This window comes from Protofrankia symbiont of Coriaria ruscifolia, assembly GCF_900634745.1.
Classification (GTDB): Bacteria; Actinomycetota; Actinomycetes; order Frankiales; family Frankiaceae; genus Protofrankia; species Protofrankia californiensis.
The window spans coordinates 53953-70271 of sequence record NZ_CAAAFR010000203.1 but is presented as its reverse complement, the minus strand read 5'-3'; the positions used below and the strand labels follow the sequence as shown (position 1 = coordinate 70271).

11 protein-coding genes are annotated in these 16319 nt (G+C 67.8%); 5 read left to right on the top strand and 6 right to left on the bottom strand.

The features are described from left to right. Both CV1CTNOD_RS23825 and CV1CTNOD_RS23820 read right to left on the bottom strand, forming a co-directional pair. Positions 1-1064, bottom strand: a 1064-nt coding sequence (locus CV1CTNOD_RS23825; RefSeq protein ID WP_131788245.1) for a serine/threonine-protein kinase, incomplete at its 3' end; no start/stop codon positions are given. 148 nt (positions 1065-1212) lie between these two features. Then, positions 1213-3732, bottom strand: a complete 2520-nt coding sequence (locus CV1CTNOD_RS23820; RefSeq protein ID WP_131788176.1) for a protein kinase domain-containing protein — start codon at positions 3730-3732, stop codon at positions 1213-1215. Between the two features lie 377 nt (positions 3733-4109). Here CV1CTNOD_RS23820 and pgi point away from each other — a divergent pair, with 377 nt between their 5' ends. Then, positions 4110-5819: a glucose-6-phosphate isomerase gene (gene pgi / locus CV1CTNOD_RS23815; RefSeq protein WP_131788175.1), complete on the top strand. Its 1710-nt coding sequence runs from the start codon at positions 4110-4112 to the stop codon at positions 5817-5819. Positions 5820-6030: 211 nt separating this feature from the next. Continuing rightward, entirely contained in the window at positions 6031-6411 is a 381-nt protein-coding gene (locus CV1CTNOD_RS23810; RefSeq protein WP_131788174.1) for an STAS domain-containing protein, read from the top strand. A 222-nt stretch (positions 6412-6633) separates the two neighbouring features. On the opposite strand, the gene CV1CTNOD_RS23805 is transcribed toward CV1CTNOD_RS23810, so the two are convergent. Beyond that, the gene (locus CV1CTNOD_RS23805) at positions 6634-6855 is read right to left on the bottom strand and encodes a hypothetical protein (protein ID WP_207386636.1); all 222 of its coding nucleotides are present in this window, start codon (positions 6853-6855) and stop codon (positions 6634-6636) included. Positions 6856-7099: 244 nt separating this feature from the next. Between CV1CTNOD_RS23805 and CV1CTNOD_RS23800 the strand changes: the two genes are divergently transcribed. Next, entirely contained in the window at positions 7100-7471 is a 372-nt protein-coding gene (locus tag CV1CTNOD_RS23800) for a hypothetical protein (protein WP_242606979.1), read from the top strand. Between the two features lie 117 nt (positions 7472-7588). On the opposite strand, the gene CV1CTNOD_RS23795 is transcribed toward CV1CTNOD_RS23800, so the two are convergent. After that, positions 7589-10813, bottom strand: coding sequence for an adenylate/guanylate cyclase domain-containing protein (locus CV1CTNOD_RS23795; protein WP_131788172.1), 3225 nt, complete (start codon positions 10811-10813; stop codon positions 7589-7591). A 357-nt stretch (positions 10814-11170) separates the two neighbouring features. On the opposite strand from CV1CTNOD_RS23795, the gene CV1CTNOD_RS23790 reads away from it, so the two are divergent. Then, positions 11171-11806, top strand: a complete 636-nt coding sequence (locus tag CV1CTNOD_RS23790) for a hypothetical protein (protein ID WP_131788171.1) — start codon at positions 11171-11173, stop codon at positions 11804-11806. A 362-nt stretch (positions 11807-12168) separates the two neighbouring features. Beyond that, entirely contained in the window at positions 12169-14013 is a 1845-nt protein-coding gene (locus CV1CTNOD_RS23785) for an acyl-CoA dehydrogenase (RefSeq protein ID WP_131788170.1), read from the top strand. Between the two features lie 120 nt (positions 14014-14133). Here the strand turns inward: CV1CTNOD_RS23785 and CV1CTNOD_RS23780 are convergent, their stop codons facing one another. Both CV1CTNOD_RS23780 and CV1CTNOD_RS23775 read right to left on the bottom strand, forming a co-directional pair. Next, positions 14134-14370, bottom strand: a complete 237-nt coding sequence (locus CV1CTNOD_RS23780; RefSeq protein WP_131768907.1) for a hypothetical protein — start codon at positions 14368-14370, stop codon at positions 14134-14136. 388 nt (positions 14371-14758) lie between these two features. After that, a complete protein-coding gene (locus CV1CTNOD_RS23775) occupies positions 14759-16267 on the bottom strand; it encodes a dihydrolipoamide acetyltransferase family protein (protein WP_347402983.1) in 1509 nt (502 codons plus the stop codon). Positions 16268-16319: the final 52 nt, after the last annotated feature.

The window sequence follows — 16319 nt, the reverse complement described above, 5'->3', positions numbered from 1 at the left end:
GTCGTGGCGGTACCCGTGTCCACGCCGGATGCCGACCACCACGGCGGGGTTGCCGTTGCCCCCGCTGGGCGCGGGTATACCGGGGATCGGGTCGCGACCGCCGCGTTGCCCCGCGCCGCTTCGGTGACGGCCTCCGGCAGGCTCGTGGGCACCTCGCTGGCGGTGAGCCAGCCGGGACCGTAGGCGCCGGCCGCGGCCAGCGCCAGATCGATGGCGAACTCCTGGGCGGAGGCGTGCCGCGCGGGTGGGTTCTTCTCCAGCGCGCGCCCGATCACGGTGGCGACCGGGTCCGGCGCCTCTGTCAGCCGTGCGGGTGGCACGTTGAGATGGTGGTACAGCATTGCCGGGACGGTCAGGTGCCGGTCGAACGGGGGCCGTCCGGCCAGCAGTTCGTAGATGACGAGCCCGAGAGCGTACAGGTCCGTCGCCGGGCTGAGACGGTCGCCGGTGATCTGCTCAGGCGCCATGTAGCGCGGCGTGCCCACCAGCCCGGTGGTGGTGGTCGCCGTGGCCTCGAGAATCTTGGCTATGCCGAAGTCGGTCATCTTGGGTAGACCGGCGTCGGTGAACAGCAGGTTGTCCGGCTTGACGTCCCGGTGCAGGATGCCCCGTGCATGTGCCGCGGCGAGCGCGGTGGCGGCCGACAGTCCGATCGCGCAGGCCGCCAGCTGGCTCGGCCCGCCGGTGGTCCGGGCCTCTGGCGGTGCGGAAAGATCATGATCACGTTGCTGTTGGCCGTCCGGCCCGCCGGTGAACCTCCGGCGCAGGCTGCCGCCGGTCAGTTTTTCCATCACCAACAGGCACAGGCCGTCACGTTCCACGTAGTCGTAGACACGGACGACATGAGGATGGTCGAATCCGGCGAGCAGCCGTGCCTCCACCAGGAAGCGCTCGCGGACGTCCTCGATCCCGCTGGCGTCCTCGTGCAGCACCTTGACGGCGACGTCGCGGTGGATCAGTTTGTGCCGGCCGGCGAGCACCACACCGAAGCCCCCGCGGCCGAGCTCATCACCGACGTCGTAGTCCGGTAACGCGGCCGCTACCCGTGCCTGGTCGACTGCCATGTCGTGGTCCTACTCGGTTCCTCGGGGCTGCCGGCGCGCAGGAAAAAGGAAATGACCAGAAAATATGATCACACTACCGGCGGCCGGTGGTTGTTCGGGTGGCCGGCGACACGCGGAAAGGATCATTATCCGACTGCTCCTGGCCGGTCTACTGGACTCTGGCAACGGTCGTGATGATGCCTTTGGGGCTGACACGCCGGATGCGGTCGTTCTTGTCGTCGGCGATGTAGAGGTTGCCGGCACCGTCGACGGCGGTGCCGGTCGGGCTCGAAAGCTGCGCCAGGGTCGCGGCTGTGCCGTCCCCGGCGGAGCCCACGGTCCCGTTGCCGGCAACCGTGGCGATCACCCCGTCGGCGGTCACCCGCCGGATGCGCTGGTTGCCGTAGTCGGCTATGTAGAGGACACCGTCCGGGCTGATGGCGACGCTGGGAATGCGCAGTTCGGCCTGGATGGCCGGGCCGCCGTCCCCGGCGTAGCCGTAGGTCCCGTTTCCGGCGGCGGTCGTGATGACGCCGTTTGTCATGATTTTGCGAATCCGCCCGTTGCCGAGATCGGACACGTAGAGGGTGCCGTCGGCAGCTACAGCCATGCTGTTGGGATTGTTGATCTGGGCTGCTGTGGCGGGGCCGCCGTCCCCGGAGAAACCCTTGGTGCCGTTACCTGCAATGGTCCAGATCATCCCGTCTGGAGTGATCTTCCGGATGCGCTGGTTGCCGTAATCGGCGATGTAGATCGAGCCGTCCGCGGCGAGTGCCAGCCCGTTGGGCTCGTTGATCTGGGCCTGGGTGGCGGGGCCGCCGTCCCCGGTGAAGCCCGCGGTTCCGGTGCCGGCGATCGTCGTGATGGTCCCTATCGCGTCGATCTTCCGGATGCGCTGGTTGCTCGAGTCGCTGACATAGACGTTTCCGTCCGAGTCGACAGCGGTCGTGGCCGGGCTGCTCAGTTCCGCCTGGTATGCCGGGCCGCCGTCACCGGTGAAGCCCGCTGTCCCGGTACCGGCGACGGTGACCACGGTTCCGTCAGGCTGGATCTTACGTACCCGGTTACTGGTCCAGTCGGTGACGTATAGCCCGCCCGCCCGGTCGATCGTGATGTCGTACGCGTCCAGCTCGGGAAGGCTCAGCGCCGCGCCGGAGTAGGCGATGCCCGGCAGGAACAGCGCCGAGTGTGGTGGGGGCGGGCTGTCACCACCTCTGGTTCCCAGCAGCGTGATGCCGATGATCAGCGTGACGATCGCTGTGAACGCGACCCCGGCGATGAGCCATACCCGACGGGACGACCGCCGCCGCTCGTTCGGCCACTCCGGACCGGGTCCCTGGGGTGGCTGCGCAGGGCCGGGTAGCTGCACACCCTGCGGTCCGGACGGCCCGGAGCCCTGCCCTGCGCCGGGGACGAACGGGTTGGCCTGCCACCAGTCCGTACCGGGGCGTCCCGGCGGGGGGTATGCCGCCCGCGCCCCCTGCGCCATCGGCTCGAAGTTGTTGTGCGGGGGCGTGTGCCCGCCGACCTGCCGGGTCGGTGGTGTGTACGCTGACGGCGGCACCCAATGATCGGCCCGCGGGCTGGGGTCGGCAGGGCTGTCGTGCGAGAGGCCGCGTGGGGGCTGGTATGCCTGGGGCGGTTGGGGCCCGGACCATCCCGGCTGAGGCTGCGCGCCCGCGGGCCACGGTTGCGGTGGCTGGGGCCCGGATGCCGGTATCCGGGCTTGTTGTGGTTGTGGCTGCCGGGGTTGCGATGCCGGCGATCCCTGGACGCGCGCATTCGGCCCGGACGGTTGGCCCAGCGCGATGTGTCGCACCTCGTCATCCAGCCGCACCTTGACTCCGGACCGGGTGAGCCAGTTCGGGCCGAACGCGCTCGTGGCGGCCCGGGCGAGTTCGAGGGCGAATTCGGTGGCGCTGACAAAGCGGGCGGCGGGTTCCTTGGCCAGCGTGCGCATGATGACCGCGTTGACGGCGGAGGGGATGCCCTCCAGCGGGAGCGGCGTGACATTGAGATGGTGGTTGACGAGCGCGCCCACGGATAGGGCACGGCCGAAAAGAGGCCGTTGGGCGAGTAACTCGTAGAGCACTCCGCCGAGCGCATAGAGATCGGTGGAGGCATACAGGCGTCCTCCGGTGATCTGTTCGGGAGCCATGTAACGCGGTGTCCCGAGAACCCCGCTGGCGGTCGTCTCGGTCCCTTCGAAAATCTTCGCGACACCGAAGTCGGTCACCTTGAGCAGCCCGTCGGAGGCGAACATCATGTTGTCGGGCTTGATGTCGCGGTGCAGGACGTTGTGGGAGTGCGCGGCGTCCAGCGCCGCCGCGGCGGCAAGACCCAGCGCGCAGGTGGCTTCCGCGGGGACCGGGCCGGTCGCCAACCGCTGGCGCAGGGTGCCGCCGGGCAGCAGTTCCATGACCAGCAGGCAGGTGCCCTGATGCTCGATGTAGTCATGGATGCGTACGACGTGGGGATGGTCGAGTTCGGCCAGGACGCGGGCCTCGGAGAGGAAGCGGGCCCGCAGGTCCGCGTCGCCGGCCGTGTCGAGCAGCACCTTGATTGCGACGTTCCGGCCGATCAGCCGATGCCGGCCACCGAGGACCAGCCCATAGCCACCGCGGCCGAGTTCGCCTTCGACCTGGTATCCGGGGAGAGCGGTCTCCACCAGCGAGCGATCGATCAACAAAGGTCAGTTCCGTCCGCCACCGTATGGACAGCATTCCCGCATCCGCGCCGGAGCCGCAAAACAGTCGTGAGTGTACGACCGTCACCGTCCGCCGATCCCGTCACGGGTCACGGCTGGCGCTGACGGGCAGGTGACACAAATCATAGTCGGTAGCGGCTGGTCACGTTCGTGACTTATACATATTCGCAGCGTCACATGGACTGGTGGACGGCTTGCGCTGGTTCCTGATGGGACCGTGCCGCCACGGTGACCCGACCGGTGACGCGCGCGATGACCTGCCCGGTGTGCGGTGACGTGGACCTGGCGCGGGGCATGCAGCATCGTGAGCATGTCGCAGACGCGCCCGCAGCCGTCCAACCGGGAGGTTCCCAAAGATCATGTCGCCCATCGAGCCGTCCCCTGGTGCTGTCCAGCATGATTCCCTGATAACGGGAACGCCGGAATGGGCAGCGCTCGAGAAGCACCATGCAGAGCTCGCCGGTGTTCATCTGCGCAACCTTTTTGTTGATGATCCACAGCGAGGTGAGACGCTCACCGCGGAGGCCGACGGCATTTACCTCGACTTTTCCAAGAACAGAATTACCGCCCAGACGGTGGAACTGTTGGTCGCCCTGGCCGAACGGGCGCGACTACGGGAACAGATCGAGGCCATGTTCACCGGCCGGAGGATTAATTCGACTGAGGGCAGGCCGGTGCTGCACGTTGCGCTGCGCGCCCCCGCGGAAGCCGTCATCGAAGTGGACGGCGTGAACGTGGTGCCTGCGGTACACGCCGTGCTCCACCGGATGTCCACGTTCGCCGACAAGGTCCGTTCCGGGGTCTGGCGGGGAGCCACCGGAAAGCATATCCGGACGGTCGTGAACATTGGAATCGGCGGGTCGGACCTCGGCCCGGCCATGGCATACGACGCGCTGCTGGACTATTCCGACCGGTCGATACGGTTTCGTTTCGTGTCCAACGTCGACGGCACCGACATCTGGGAGGCGACACACGACCTCGACCCGGCCGAGACGTTGTTCGTCGTCTCGTCCAAGACGTTCACCACCCTGGAGACGCTCGCGAACGCCCGCACCGCCCGAGCCTGGTTGACCGATGCACTGGGGCCGGCCGCCGTCCCGTTCCACTTCGTGGCGGTGTCGACGAACACGGAGCAGGTGACCGAGTTCGGTATCGACAGTACCAACATGTTCGAGTTCTGGGACTGGGTCGGCGGGCGGTACTCTCTGGACTCCGCGATCGGCCTCTCCCTGATGCTCGCGATCGGGCCGGAGCACTTCCGCGACCTGCTCGCCGGATTCCATGCGATGGACGTCCATTTCCGGACGGCTCCGTTCAATCGGAACCTGCCGGTGCTGCTGGGTCTGCTCGGCCTATGGTACCGAGATTTCTTCGGCGCGCAGACCCATGCCGTGCTGCCCTACAGCCACTACCTGGGGAGATTCCCGGCGTACCTGCAGCAGCTCGACATGGAAAGCAACGGAAAGTCCGTGGACCGGGCCGGCCGGCCGGTGTCCGTATCCACCGGACCGATCGTGTGGGGAACGCCTGGAACCAACGGCCAGCACGCCTATTTTCAGCTCATCCACCAGGGCACCACACTGATTCCAGCAGACTTCATCGGCTTTCTTCATCCGAATCATGACGTGTCGACGAGTCGCGACGTACGGGACGGCGGGACGGACCATCACGTCCTGCTGATGGCGAACTTCTTCGCCCAGACCGAGGCGCTCGCCTTCGGCCGGACCGCCGAGCAGGTCGCCGCCGAGGGAGTCGACCCCGAACTCGTCCCACATCGAACATTTCCCGGAAATCGCCCGACGAACACGATTCTTGCGGACCGGCTGACGCCGTTCACTCTCGGTCAGCTGATTGCCCTGTACGAGCACAAGGTCTTCACTCAGGGTGCGCTTTGGGACATCAACAGCTTCGACCAGTGGGGCGTGGAACTCGGCAAGCTGCTGGCGCAGCGGATCATTCCGGAGCTGTCGGCGGATGTCACGGATGGTACAGCCGGGCAGCTGACTCATGACAACTCCACCAACAGTCTCATTCGTCGCTTTCGTGCGGCTCGGCGCGCCTTCCGGTGACCCGGGACTTGACCGGCCGGTTGCCCGGCGGCTCCCGCACGGCCCGCGCTCGCGGGAGTCGGAATCTTTGGTCACTCTCGGTAGTATCGCTGTATCGAGTGTGTGTATCTCGTGACTCGGGGAAAGACCACGACTGTTGACGATTCTCGTCCGGGGGTCTGGCACGGGTGACAGCGGCGGGGAGCCGGCGGTATTACCGGGGGGCGGAAGTATGCAGGTGCAGGCCGGTCGGCTGCGGATGTCAGTGACGCAGTCCGGGTGCGAAGTGACCATCGTGCTCGACGGCGAGCTCGACACCCGCGGCCGGCTGCGATTCCGTCAGCAAATTCACGAGATGCTCGGCCAGGGCGGCACCGACGTGGTGGCGGATGTCGGCGGTTTGACCGCCATTGATATCGCGGGGATGGCAGCACTCCTGCGGGCTGACCTGCTATTGCGGGGTATCCACTCGACCTTGCGAATCCGGGGGGCGTCCCCGGCGTTCATGGCCTTGTTGCGTTCCACCGGCCTGACCGGCCGGCTGCAGGTCGATCCCGGGCCGCGACGGTCGTCCGGGACCGCCAAGGCCACCGCCACCAGCTCCGCGCGCTGACCGGCTTCCCCTCCCCTCCCCGCATCGAGCGAGCACCGGCTCGGATGGCCCCTGATCGCTGACGGTTGCCCGCTGACGGCCCCTGACACGCCACCCGCTGAGGTGTTCCGAATCCGCTGGAATGCTCGGCGGTACCACGCACAGATCAGCCACAGGTCAGCATCGCGGCGCCGTCTTCGAGGCGCACCATGGTGCGCGAAGATTCGGTCCCGAATCTTCGCGTCAGGGGCGGGTGGCGTGCCTGGACACGATTAGGCGCAGGAGCCGGGTCGGTGGCGGGCTGGCGTCCTCGACCTCCCCGGCACAGGTGTCATCCAGGTCCGGGACCGCCCGAAGGACAGGCCGTCGTACTCGCTCGATCATTTGTTCCACCCGCTGCATAGCCAGCATGCCGATCATCAGGACGAGCGGAAATCCCAGCACAACCGCCACCGATCCGGCCATCGTGCCCCCAGAGCCTTTGCCGACAACACGGAAAGTTCCGATGTAATCTCTTTCCGTTATCTCACCATCGGTCTTACCCATGGTTGCAAGGCATTCACTTCCTGCCGATGACTTCGTACATAGGGGGTGAGTGCCCTCGTAGTTGCCGGACAGAGGAGACCGGCGGCGGTATGATTACCGCGCCGAGCCGGGCGCCGGCCTGAAATCGGTGCCTGTCACCATGTCTGTCATGCCGAGGTCCGCCGTGACGCAACCGGCTGACCCGGGCGGCCCACCGTTGAGCGGGCCCTACAACGGGCCCTGGCCGGTCAGGCGGTCCGTGCCGACCGACTCCGAGCTCAGAGCACGGACGCGGATGCTGGTCGAGCAGATCGAGATCGCGCAGGCGGAGATCGTCCTGTACCGGGCGGCCTACGAGCGGGCCACCGAGGAAGAGACAGCCGACCGCCCGTGGCTGCGCGACCCGGTGGAACGTCTCACGATCACTCGTATCGCCCGCGCGCTGTCAGCGGAGCTGGACGCGCTGGAACGCTTCCGGCTGTGGGCCGAGGAGCTGCACTACCTTCAGGAAGAGGCCCGTGCCCGCAGGCCCTGTGCCCCACCTGCGGGATCCTGACGATCCTGCGGGACGGCAGCTGGCAGGAGCCTGAAGACGGGTGGCAGGAGCTCATCGACCCGGGAACTTGAGCCTCCGGCAGCGTGCCAGAAGCATGATCGCGCTGCCTTTGGCCCGCTAGGCGGAGCCGGAAAGGTTGTCCGGCAGACGGCGGGCCAGCGCCGCTCCGGTGAGGTTGCCCTTCTTCTCGTAGCAGGCGACCGCGGCGTCGACTTTTGACCGGACCATGTCGACCTGCCCGGTCCGGTAGAGCACCTCGGCATAGGTCAGCCATGCCTGCGCCTGCGCGTCCCAGTCGTCGGTCCGGCCGGCGAGATCACAGGCGGCTTCGGCGAACCGCACGGCCTCGACCTCCCGATCCCGGCCGCGCATCGCGAGCAGCTTGGCGTGCACCCCGCACCAGCCTGCCTGGGCGGGTACCTGGTCGCCGGCGGCGGCGTCGCGGGAACGCGACACATAGGTGGCGGCCTCGTCCAGGCGTCCGAGCTTGACAAGGACGTCGGCGAGGGCCGCGGCACGCGTGGCCAGGTGCGCACGCTCACCCATCCGGGCCAGCCGGCGGCAGCTACGCCGCAGCTCGTGTTCGGCCGTGTCGAGGTCGTCGGTGAGCAGGGCGATCCGGGCGACGACGAAACCCCCGTACAGCGGGTCTCCGCGGGAGCTTCGCACGTCCCAGATGATCTCCTCGGCCCGGGCCAGGTGGTCCACGGCGGTATCGACGTCCCCCGTCATCGTGTGCAGCAGCGCCAGCTGGGCGAGCAGGGACCGGCGCAGGCCGCGGTCGTCCCCGACACCTGCCAGCGCCCGCTGCGCCCGTTCGATCGATTCGCCGACCGGCCGGGGCGCCAGGCTGAGCAGGTGGACGAGGTCACGCCTGGTGGCCTGAGCGTCACGTAGCACGCCGGACTCCTCGGCGTGGCGGACGGCGGCCTGCATCGCCCGTTCCGCCAGGGCGTAGCAACCGGCCGCCATGTAGGCGGCGGCCTGGCTGCGGCAGGCGAGCGCGGCCCCGACCTCGTCCCCGTCCTGCACGAAGATCGGTAGTGCCCGGGTCGCCTCACCGAGGGTTTCGGCGACCAGTCCCTCCGGGCTGGTGGCGAACATCAGCCGCAGGTGGGCGAGGCGGGCGTGTGCCCGAAGGCCCGCCTCGCCGATCCGGGTGGCCCGCTCGGTTGCCTGGCGCAGCATACGTTCGGCGTCGCTGAAGCGACTGAAGGAGTACAGGGCCCAGCCAAGGTCGATCTCGGCGCGCACGCGCAGCGGATCGGTGACCGGCAGCAGTTTGATCGCACGTTTGAGGAGCCCGGCCGCTCCTGTCTCGTCGCCCTGACGGACCCGGTCGGCGGCCTCGATCAGGCAGGTGGCGGCCTGCCGCCCCAGCTCCGCGGTTTCGGCGTCGCGCAGCCCGAGCTCGACGCGGTACCGGTATGCCTGCTCCAGGTGGTAGCCGACGAGCTCGTCGTGCTCACCGGGACGCCCGGCCATCCGGGCCTGCAGCCAGCCGGCGAATCCCTGGTGCAGGTCGGCCCGCTGCCGCTTCGACGTCGCCTGGTAAGCGCAGTCACGCAGCAGGACGTGCAGGAACCGGAACGCCTCCACGCCGGGCAGGTCCGAATGGTCGGGATGGACCAGCTCCTTGCGGACCAGCGACAGGCAGTGCTCGGCGACCGACGCCCGGTCCGCGGGGGCGGACAGCTCCACGACCGCGTCCAGATAGAAACGCTGACCGACCACGGCGGCGCGTTCGAGGACCCGCCGTTCATGGATGTTGAGCCGGTCCAGGCGCGCGGCGAGCAGCGCGGAGATCGTCGGGGCGACCTGGACCGAACCCAGGTTGCCGGTCGCGATCCAGCGGTCGCCTTCGCGGCGCAGCAGCCCGTCGTCGACGAGGGCCGCGAGCGTCTGCTCGACGAACAGCGGGTTTCCCGCGGCCGAGTCGGTGATGCGCGAGACCAGCGCGGGGTCGAGGTCGTTCGAGCCCATCAGGGTACGGATCAGGCGCTGGCAGCGCTCCTCGCTCAGCGGCTGCAGCAGCATGGACGTGGCGTTGAGCTTGCCGCCGCCCCACGTCCGGCGTTCCTCGAGCAGTTCCGGTCTGGTCAGGCACAGCAGCAGGATCGGCGCTTCCCGGGACCAGTCGGCGACGTGCTCGATCAGATCCAGCAGGGTCGGCTCCGCCCAGTGCACGTCGTCGAACCAGACGATCAGCGGACGCTTCTCGGCGATCGCGGCGAGGAAGGTCCGCACCGCCCAGAAGCTTTCCTGCGCGCCGACCTCGGCGCCGCCGAGCCCGATCAGGGGGGCTAACCCGTCCACCACGGCGGCGGCGTCCCCGGTGACGTTGTTGACCTTTTCCAGCAGCTCGCGCAGGCGGCGACGGCCTTCGGGTGCGCTCTCGTCGGCGGACATGCCGGTTGCCTGACGGACCATCTCCATCAGCGGCCAGTAGGTGATGCCCTCGCCGTAGGACAGGCAACGTCCGGTGAGCACCGTCGCTCGCGGGGCCATTGCCTCGCAGAACTCCCGGACCATCCGGGACTTCCCGATACCGGCGGGGCCCAGCAGGGTGAACAGGTGACAGGTGCGTTCCTCGATCACCTGCTCGAGGGCCTCGTCCAGACGGCGGCGTTCCCGGTCCCGGCCGATCACGGGTGCGGCAAAGCCGTCCGGAGCGAACCGCGCCCCCGGGCCGATGCCCGGGTGGGCCAGATCGATCAGACGGTGGGCCCGCAGCGGTGCTTTCTTGCCCTGGACGACGAGCGGTCCGACCGCTTCGGCACGTACGTGCGGGCGGATCAGCCGCAGGGTGGCGTCGGCGATGAGGATCTCGTCGGGGTCGGCGGCCTCCTCCAGTCGGGACGCGACGTTGACGGCGTCCCCGGTGACGCCGCCACCCGTCCCGGGCCCGCCGACGGTGACCTCGCCAGTGTTGATGCCGATGCGGATCCGGAACCGGAACCCCCAGTCACGTTGCAGGTCGGCGTTGAGCACGTCCATGCTGGCGCGGATCTCGCACGCCGCGCGGGCGGCCCGCAGCGCGTCGTCCTCGTGCAGGACGGGGATGCCGAAGACGGCGAACACGGCGTCTCCGATGAACTTCTCGACGCTGCCGCCGTGGGAGGAGATCACCTCGCGGGCGGCGCTGAAGAATCGCCACATGACCTGTTGCAGCGGTTCGGAGTCGAGCTGCTCACCGATGGCCGTGTATCCGGTGACGTCGCAGAACAGGATCGTGACGGTCTTGCGGGCGCCGATCCCGAACGTGGGCTGGGGCGTACCGCAGGAGAAGCAGAAGCGTGCTTCTTCCGGGTTGGCCTTTCCACATGTCGGGCAGGCGACCATGTGCCGGATCGTAGGCCGGACAGATGTCGTACGGGCCGGGATGGGGATGTCAGTCGTTTCCGATGATCGTGATCTGTCCCACAGTACCGTCGATGAGGCGAGGTGCGTGCCTCGATCCGGTGACGCCGCGTCCGTAGTTGCCGGGCGCTCTGGATGGTCGAAGGCGGTGCGATCATGTTTCTTTCGCGCCGCCGGAGGTCTCAATCATCGGGCGGACGGTCGAAGGCGGTGCGATCATGTTTCTTTCGCGCGCCGTTGGAGGCTTTAAATCGTCGGGCTACTAAGCTGGACGGTGTGGCGGCTGGACATGTAGGACGCGGGTGTGTAGGCGCTGATGCCACGGCCCGTGTCCGAAGCATGGTCGGTCCTGTCGTGGCGGTCGGGCTGGCGGCTGTCCTGCTGGCCGGGTGCGGTTCGGCCGCGACCGATATCGAGGTGTCCGCGCCACGGACCTCGACTGCGGCCTCCCCGGCCGTTCCCCCGGATGGCCCAGGTGACCGGACCGAGCCGTCGCAGTCCGGAGCCGGTGGGGCGGGTGCTGCCGGCCTGGGTGCCGCCGGCCCGGATGGGACTGATCCCGAAGGGCCTGATCCGCATACTGTCGGACCGGATGCGCAGGCCTCCCCCGGGGCATCCCGGCCTGCGTTGAACAACAATGATCCCGCCGTGCCGGGAGATGCCTCCGGCGGTTCGCCGGCTGCCGGTCCGGCAAACCGGTCGTTTCCGGTGTTCGTGGGCCAGCCGTGCGTGCCGCAGCGCGACACCGCTGCGCGGCAGGCCATCAACGGGCTGGCCCTGTACTGCGAGCGCACGGATGCGGGCCAGCCGCGCTGGGGGCTGGCAAGCCCGCCGCCGCCCGACCCGGCCGCTCCCGCACCGAGCGCCGAGTGTGCCGTCACCGACACCGGCCGGGTCGTCCAGGGTGCGAACGGGCGTCCCGTGGTCTGTCTACGCGATCCCGACGGCAATCTTCGTTGGAGTGACGTGTCCTAGCTTCCCGATCTCACGGGTTTTCGCACGTCCGTCCGGTGACAGGCAACTTGGGCCTGTCGAGCCTTCCGATCGGCTGCCGGACCTCGGATCCGGAGAGGAATTCCGAGTGCGGAAGAGGCATGATCGCGCTTCCTTCGGCCTTCCGGACACCTTCCCGTCACGGAATCGGACACCTTCCGGTCACGGAAAGTTTTGCCACGCAATGTCGTGGGTCCGGTTCGCTCCGACTTGTTGTTCCGAGTTCCACGCATCTGTACCGAGGATGGTTACCGGCGGGTAGCATGGGTATGAGTTACTGGCCAGTAGGAGTACGCCGGCCCCATCGGTGAGCACCGAGGCCGGCTCTTCCCCGGGAGACGACCATGGGGCACTACAAGAGCAACCTCCGCGACATCGAGTTCAACCTGTTCGAAGTGCTGGGCGCCGACCGGACGCTCGGACACGGCCCATTCGCCGACATGGATCGCGATACGGCCCACGAGGTACTCGTCGAAGTCGACAGGTTGGCGACCGGTCCGATTGCCGAGTCGTTCTCGGATGCCGACCGTAACCCGCCGGTCTTCGACTCCAGCACCGGCAGTATCACGTTGCCGGAGTCGTTCAAGAAGTCCTACGCCGACCTCATGGAGGGCGAGTGGTGGCGCCTGTTCCTGCCGTCGCACCTCGGGGGGATGGGCGCTTCGCCCTCGGTTGCCTGGGCCGCCTCGGAACTGATCCTCGGATCCAATCCGGCGGTGTTCATGTACATGAGCGGGCCTACCTTCGCGGGGATTCTCGACCGGATCGGTAACGCTGAGCAGAAGAAACTCGCTCGCCAGGCGATCGAGCGCCAGTGGGGTGCGACCATGGTCCTCACCGAGCCCGACGCCGGTTCGGACGTCGGCGCGGGCCGCACCCGGGCGGTGTCCCAGGGCGATGGCACCTGGCACATCGAGGGTGTGAAGCGCTTCATCACCAGCGGTGACTGGGATATACCGGAGAACATCTTCCACCTCACCCTGGCCCGGCCGGAGGGTCACGGACCGGGTACCAAGGGCCTGTCCATGTTCCTGGTACCGAAGTTCCTGGTGGACCCGCTCACAGGCGAGCCCGGTGAGCGAAACGGCGTCTACGTGTCCAACGTCGAGAAGAAGATGGGGCTGAAGGTCTCCACCACCTGTGAACTGCGCTTCGGTGAGAAGCAGCCCGCGGTCGGCTGGCTGGTCGGTGACGTCCACAACGGCATCGCCCAGATGTTCGAGGTCATCGAGCACGCCCGGATGATGGTGGGCACCAAGGCCATTGCGACGTTGTCCACCGGCTATCTCAACGCCCTCGAGTTCGCCCGCACCCGTGTCCAGGGCGCCGACCTGACCCGGCTGACGGACAAGACCGCGCCGCGCGTCACGGTTATCCACCACCCGGACGTCCGGCGGATGCTCATGCTGCAGAAGGCGTATGTGGAAGGCATGCGGGCGCTCGTCCTGTACACCGCCACGATCCAGGACAGGATTGCCCTGGCAAATGCGGCGGGCACCCCGGACGACCTCGCTGAACGGCTCAACGACCTGCTGCTGCCCGTGGTCAAGGGCGTCGGTTCGGAACGGTCCTACGAGCTGCTCGCAACGTCTCTTCAGGTGCTCGGCGGCTCCGGCTACCTGCAGGACTATCCGATCGAGCAGTACATACGGGATGCCAAGATCGATACTCTTTACGAGGGCACCACGTCCATCCAGGGACAGGACTTCTTCTTTCGCAAGATCGTGCGAGACAGGAGTACGGCGCTGGGCGCTCTGTTCGCCGAGATCCAGACGTTCACCAAGGGCGACACCGGCGACAGTTCGCTGCGGCGCGAACGGGAGATCCTCAGCGTCGCGCTGGACAACGTCCAGTCCATGGTTGGCGTGCTGGTCGGTTTTCTCACCAGCGCGGCGGAGGACCCCAGGAATGTGTACAAGGTCGGTCTCAACACCACCCGGCTGCTGATGAGCGTCGGTGACCTCATCATCGGCTGGTTGCTGCTGCGCCAGGCCGAGGTTGCGGAGAACACGCTGGCGCCGGCGTCATCGGGCACCCTGCCGGCGAAGGACCGGGCCTTCTACGAGGGCAAGGTGTCCGCGGCCCGCTGGTTCGCCGCGAACGTGCTTCCCGAACTGTCCGCCCGGCTCGGCGTCCTGCAGGCCACCGACCTCGACCTGATGGATCTCTCCGAGGAGGCGTTCCAGTAGCACGATCATGCTTCTTCCGCGCCCGGGGAGGTTGAGTAGGCCAAACCCCGGGCCGGTATGAGGACTCACCGGCGGAACGATCATGCTTTTCGTGCCGCCGGTGAGTCCTCCAGGACTCCGCTAGGACGTGCGCAGTGGTGGGAATGCCTGGTCCAGTTCGTTGCGCATGTCCCGCTTGAGGATGTCGTCGGCCTCGGAGGCGCCCTGTCCCTCCAGGAGGAACCTCGCGACCCGCAGCGTCAGGTCGACCCGTTCAGCGAGGTTGAGGGCGCCGTTGAAACGGCCGCTGGAGCCTGCGGAGGTCAGGACCTTGGCGACGAATTCGTCGGCGGCCTGTAGTGCCTCCACGCGCGTCATGCGTTCCACCCCTTTGTGCCGGAAGCTGTACCGGAAGCCGTAAGCAAGGCGCAACCGTACCAGGCAAGCTCCTTCCTCCGTTGTCCGCCCCATCCCGCGCTCTTTGCTCTGGTTGGGCTTTCTGCTTGATCCGTTGTGTCCGCTCTCGCGGATGCGGTCGAAGACCTGGGCCCACCCCCGCGCTTGTCACACAGGGCGACTTAAAAACGACTAAGGACGACTGAGGATCGCTCGCGGCGCCTGGGTGTGCTCTCCGCACCGCTGTCACCCGCATCTCGAACAGGTGCTTATCGAACAGGTGCTCAGCGATGATCGGATGGCGACCCGGGAGGCCCGAGCGCGAAAAATTCATGATCGCGCTGCCGTTGGCCCCTCGGTCGTTGGCCCTTCAGTTCCAGGCGAGGGTTACGGCCGGGTCGGCGAGCATCCTTGCGACGTCCGCGAGCACCTTGGAGCCGAGCTCGCCGTCGACGATCCGGTGGTCGAAGGTGAGAGCGAGCTGCGCCACCGTCCGGACCGCCAGTTCACCCTGGTGCACCCAGGGCATCGGACGGATCGCTCCGAGTGCGAGGATCGCCGCTTCCGGCGGATTGAGGATCGGGGTTCCGATATCGGCGCCAAACACCCCGATATTGGTAATTGTGATTGTTCCACCACGCAGCGTCTCCGGTGTGCTCTTTCCGCTGCGGGCGGTCATGGTCAGTTCATGCAGCGCATGCGCGAGCTCGACGAGACTCATCTCGTCCGCGTTCGCGATATTCGGTACGACGAGTCCGCGTGGCGAGGCCACCGCGATCCCGAGATTGACGTACTCGTGGACAACGATCTGCGTCGGTGCATCGCCGACCGCGTCCTCCCAGCGTGAATTGATCATTGGCTGGCGGCTGACGGCCGTCAGCAGTGCCTTGGCGACGAACAGCAGTGGGGTCACCTTGACATCGGCGAACTCGGACAGCGCGGCGAGCCGCTCACGGGCCGCCACCGTCTCGGTGACGTCCACGCTTACGAACTCGGTGACCTGTGGCGCGTTTGCCGCGCTGGCCACCATGGCCTGCGCGATCGCTCGCCGGACACCCGTCACTGGGATGCGGCGGACCCGGCCGGCGTCCTGGCCGTTCGTGGGCACCCGGGCCGCCTCGACATCGGCACGGCTGATCGTCCCGTGTGGTCCGGTGCCGGCGATCGTCCCCAGGTCGACACCGAGATCACGGGCAAGCTTGCGGACGGGTGGTTTCGCGAGCACGGCGACGGCTCTGGCGGGCCGGCCGGGTCGTTGCGCCGAGTCCGGTGACGCCGGCCGACCGGCCGTCGTCGGGGCGGATGTTGCCCGGGCCTGGCCGGCCGCGGGCGCTGGGCCGGCGGTGTGTGCCGCGGCTGTCGCACCTGTCCCGCCCGTCGAGTCCGTGCGCGAGCCTCGGCGCGAGGTCCGCCGTGACACCCTGGACGGGCCGCGCGGGCCGTACCCGACCAGCACGGGCATCCGCTCGTCGGACGGTTCGTCGGTTTGTTCATCTGACCCGGGTGTGAAAGGAACATGATCGCGCTGCCGGTGGCTCTCCGGGCCGCGCGTGCCGTCGGTGGTGGGGGTGTCACCCGTTGCGGTGTCTGCGCCGGTGTCGATGGTCATCAGCGGTTGCCCCACCTCGACCGTGTCGCCCGGCTCGGCGTGCCGGGTGGTCAGGACGCCCGCGAACGGTGAGGGCATATCCACCAGCGCCTTGGCGGTTTCCACCTCGACGATCGGCTGGTTGACGGTGACGCGCTCGCCCACCTCCACCAGCCATCGGACGATCTCGGCGTCCGGCAGACCCTCGCCCAGGTCGGGGAGCCGGAACTGCTCACGTGGCACGGTGACCTCCAACTGGCGACCCAGGAACCCCAGGCGCGAAAGAAGCATGATCGTGCGGCCTTCGGCCTCCGCTGACCGGGAACTTCGGCCGGCGGCGACT

What these genes read in the sequence shown, in the direction of transcription:
- pgi (WP_131788175.1), top strand. Translation starts at nt 4,110, where the DNA reads ATGTCGCCCATCGAGCCGTCCCCTGGTGCTGTCCAGCATGATTCCCTG.
- CV1CTNOD_RS23810 (WP_131788174.1), top strand. Translation starts at nt 6,031, where the DNA reads ATGCAGGTGCAGGCCGGTCGGCTGCGGATGTCAGTGACGCAGTCCGGG.
- CV1CTNOD_RS23805 (WP_207386636.1), bottom strand. Translation starts at nt 6,855, where the DNA reads ATGGCCGGATCGGTGGCGGTTGTGCTGGGATTTCCGCTCGTCCTGATG.
- CV1CTNOD_RS23795 (WP_131788172.1), bottom strand. Translation starts at nt 10,813, where the DNA reads ATGGTCGCCTGCCCGACATGTGGAAAGGCCAACCCGGAAGAAGCACGC.
- CV1CTNOD_RS23790 (WP_131788171.1), top strand. Translation starts at nt 11,171, where the DNA reads ATGGTCGGTCCTGTCGTGGCGGTCGGGCTGGCGGCTGTCCTGCTGGCC.
- CV1CTNOD_RS23785 (WP_131788170.1), top strand. Translation starts at nt 12,169, where the DNA reads ATGGGGCACTACAAGAGCAACCTCCGCGACATCGAGTTCAACCTGTTC.
- CV1CTNOD_RS23780 (WP_131768907.1), bottom strand. Translation starts at nt 14,370, where the DNA reads ATGACGCGCGTGGAGGCACTACAGGCCGCCGACGAATTCGTCGCCAAG.
- CV1CTNOD_RS23775 (WP_347402983.1), bottom strand. Translation starts at nt 16,267, where the DNA reads ATGCTTCTTTCGCGCCTGGGGTTCCTGGGTCGCCAGTTGGAGGTCACC.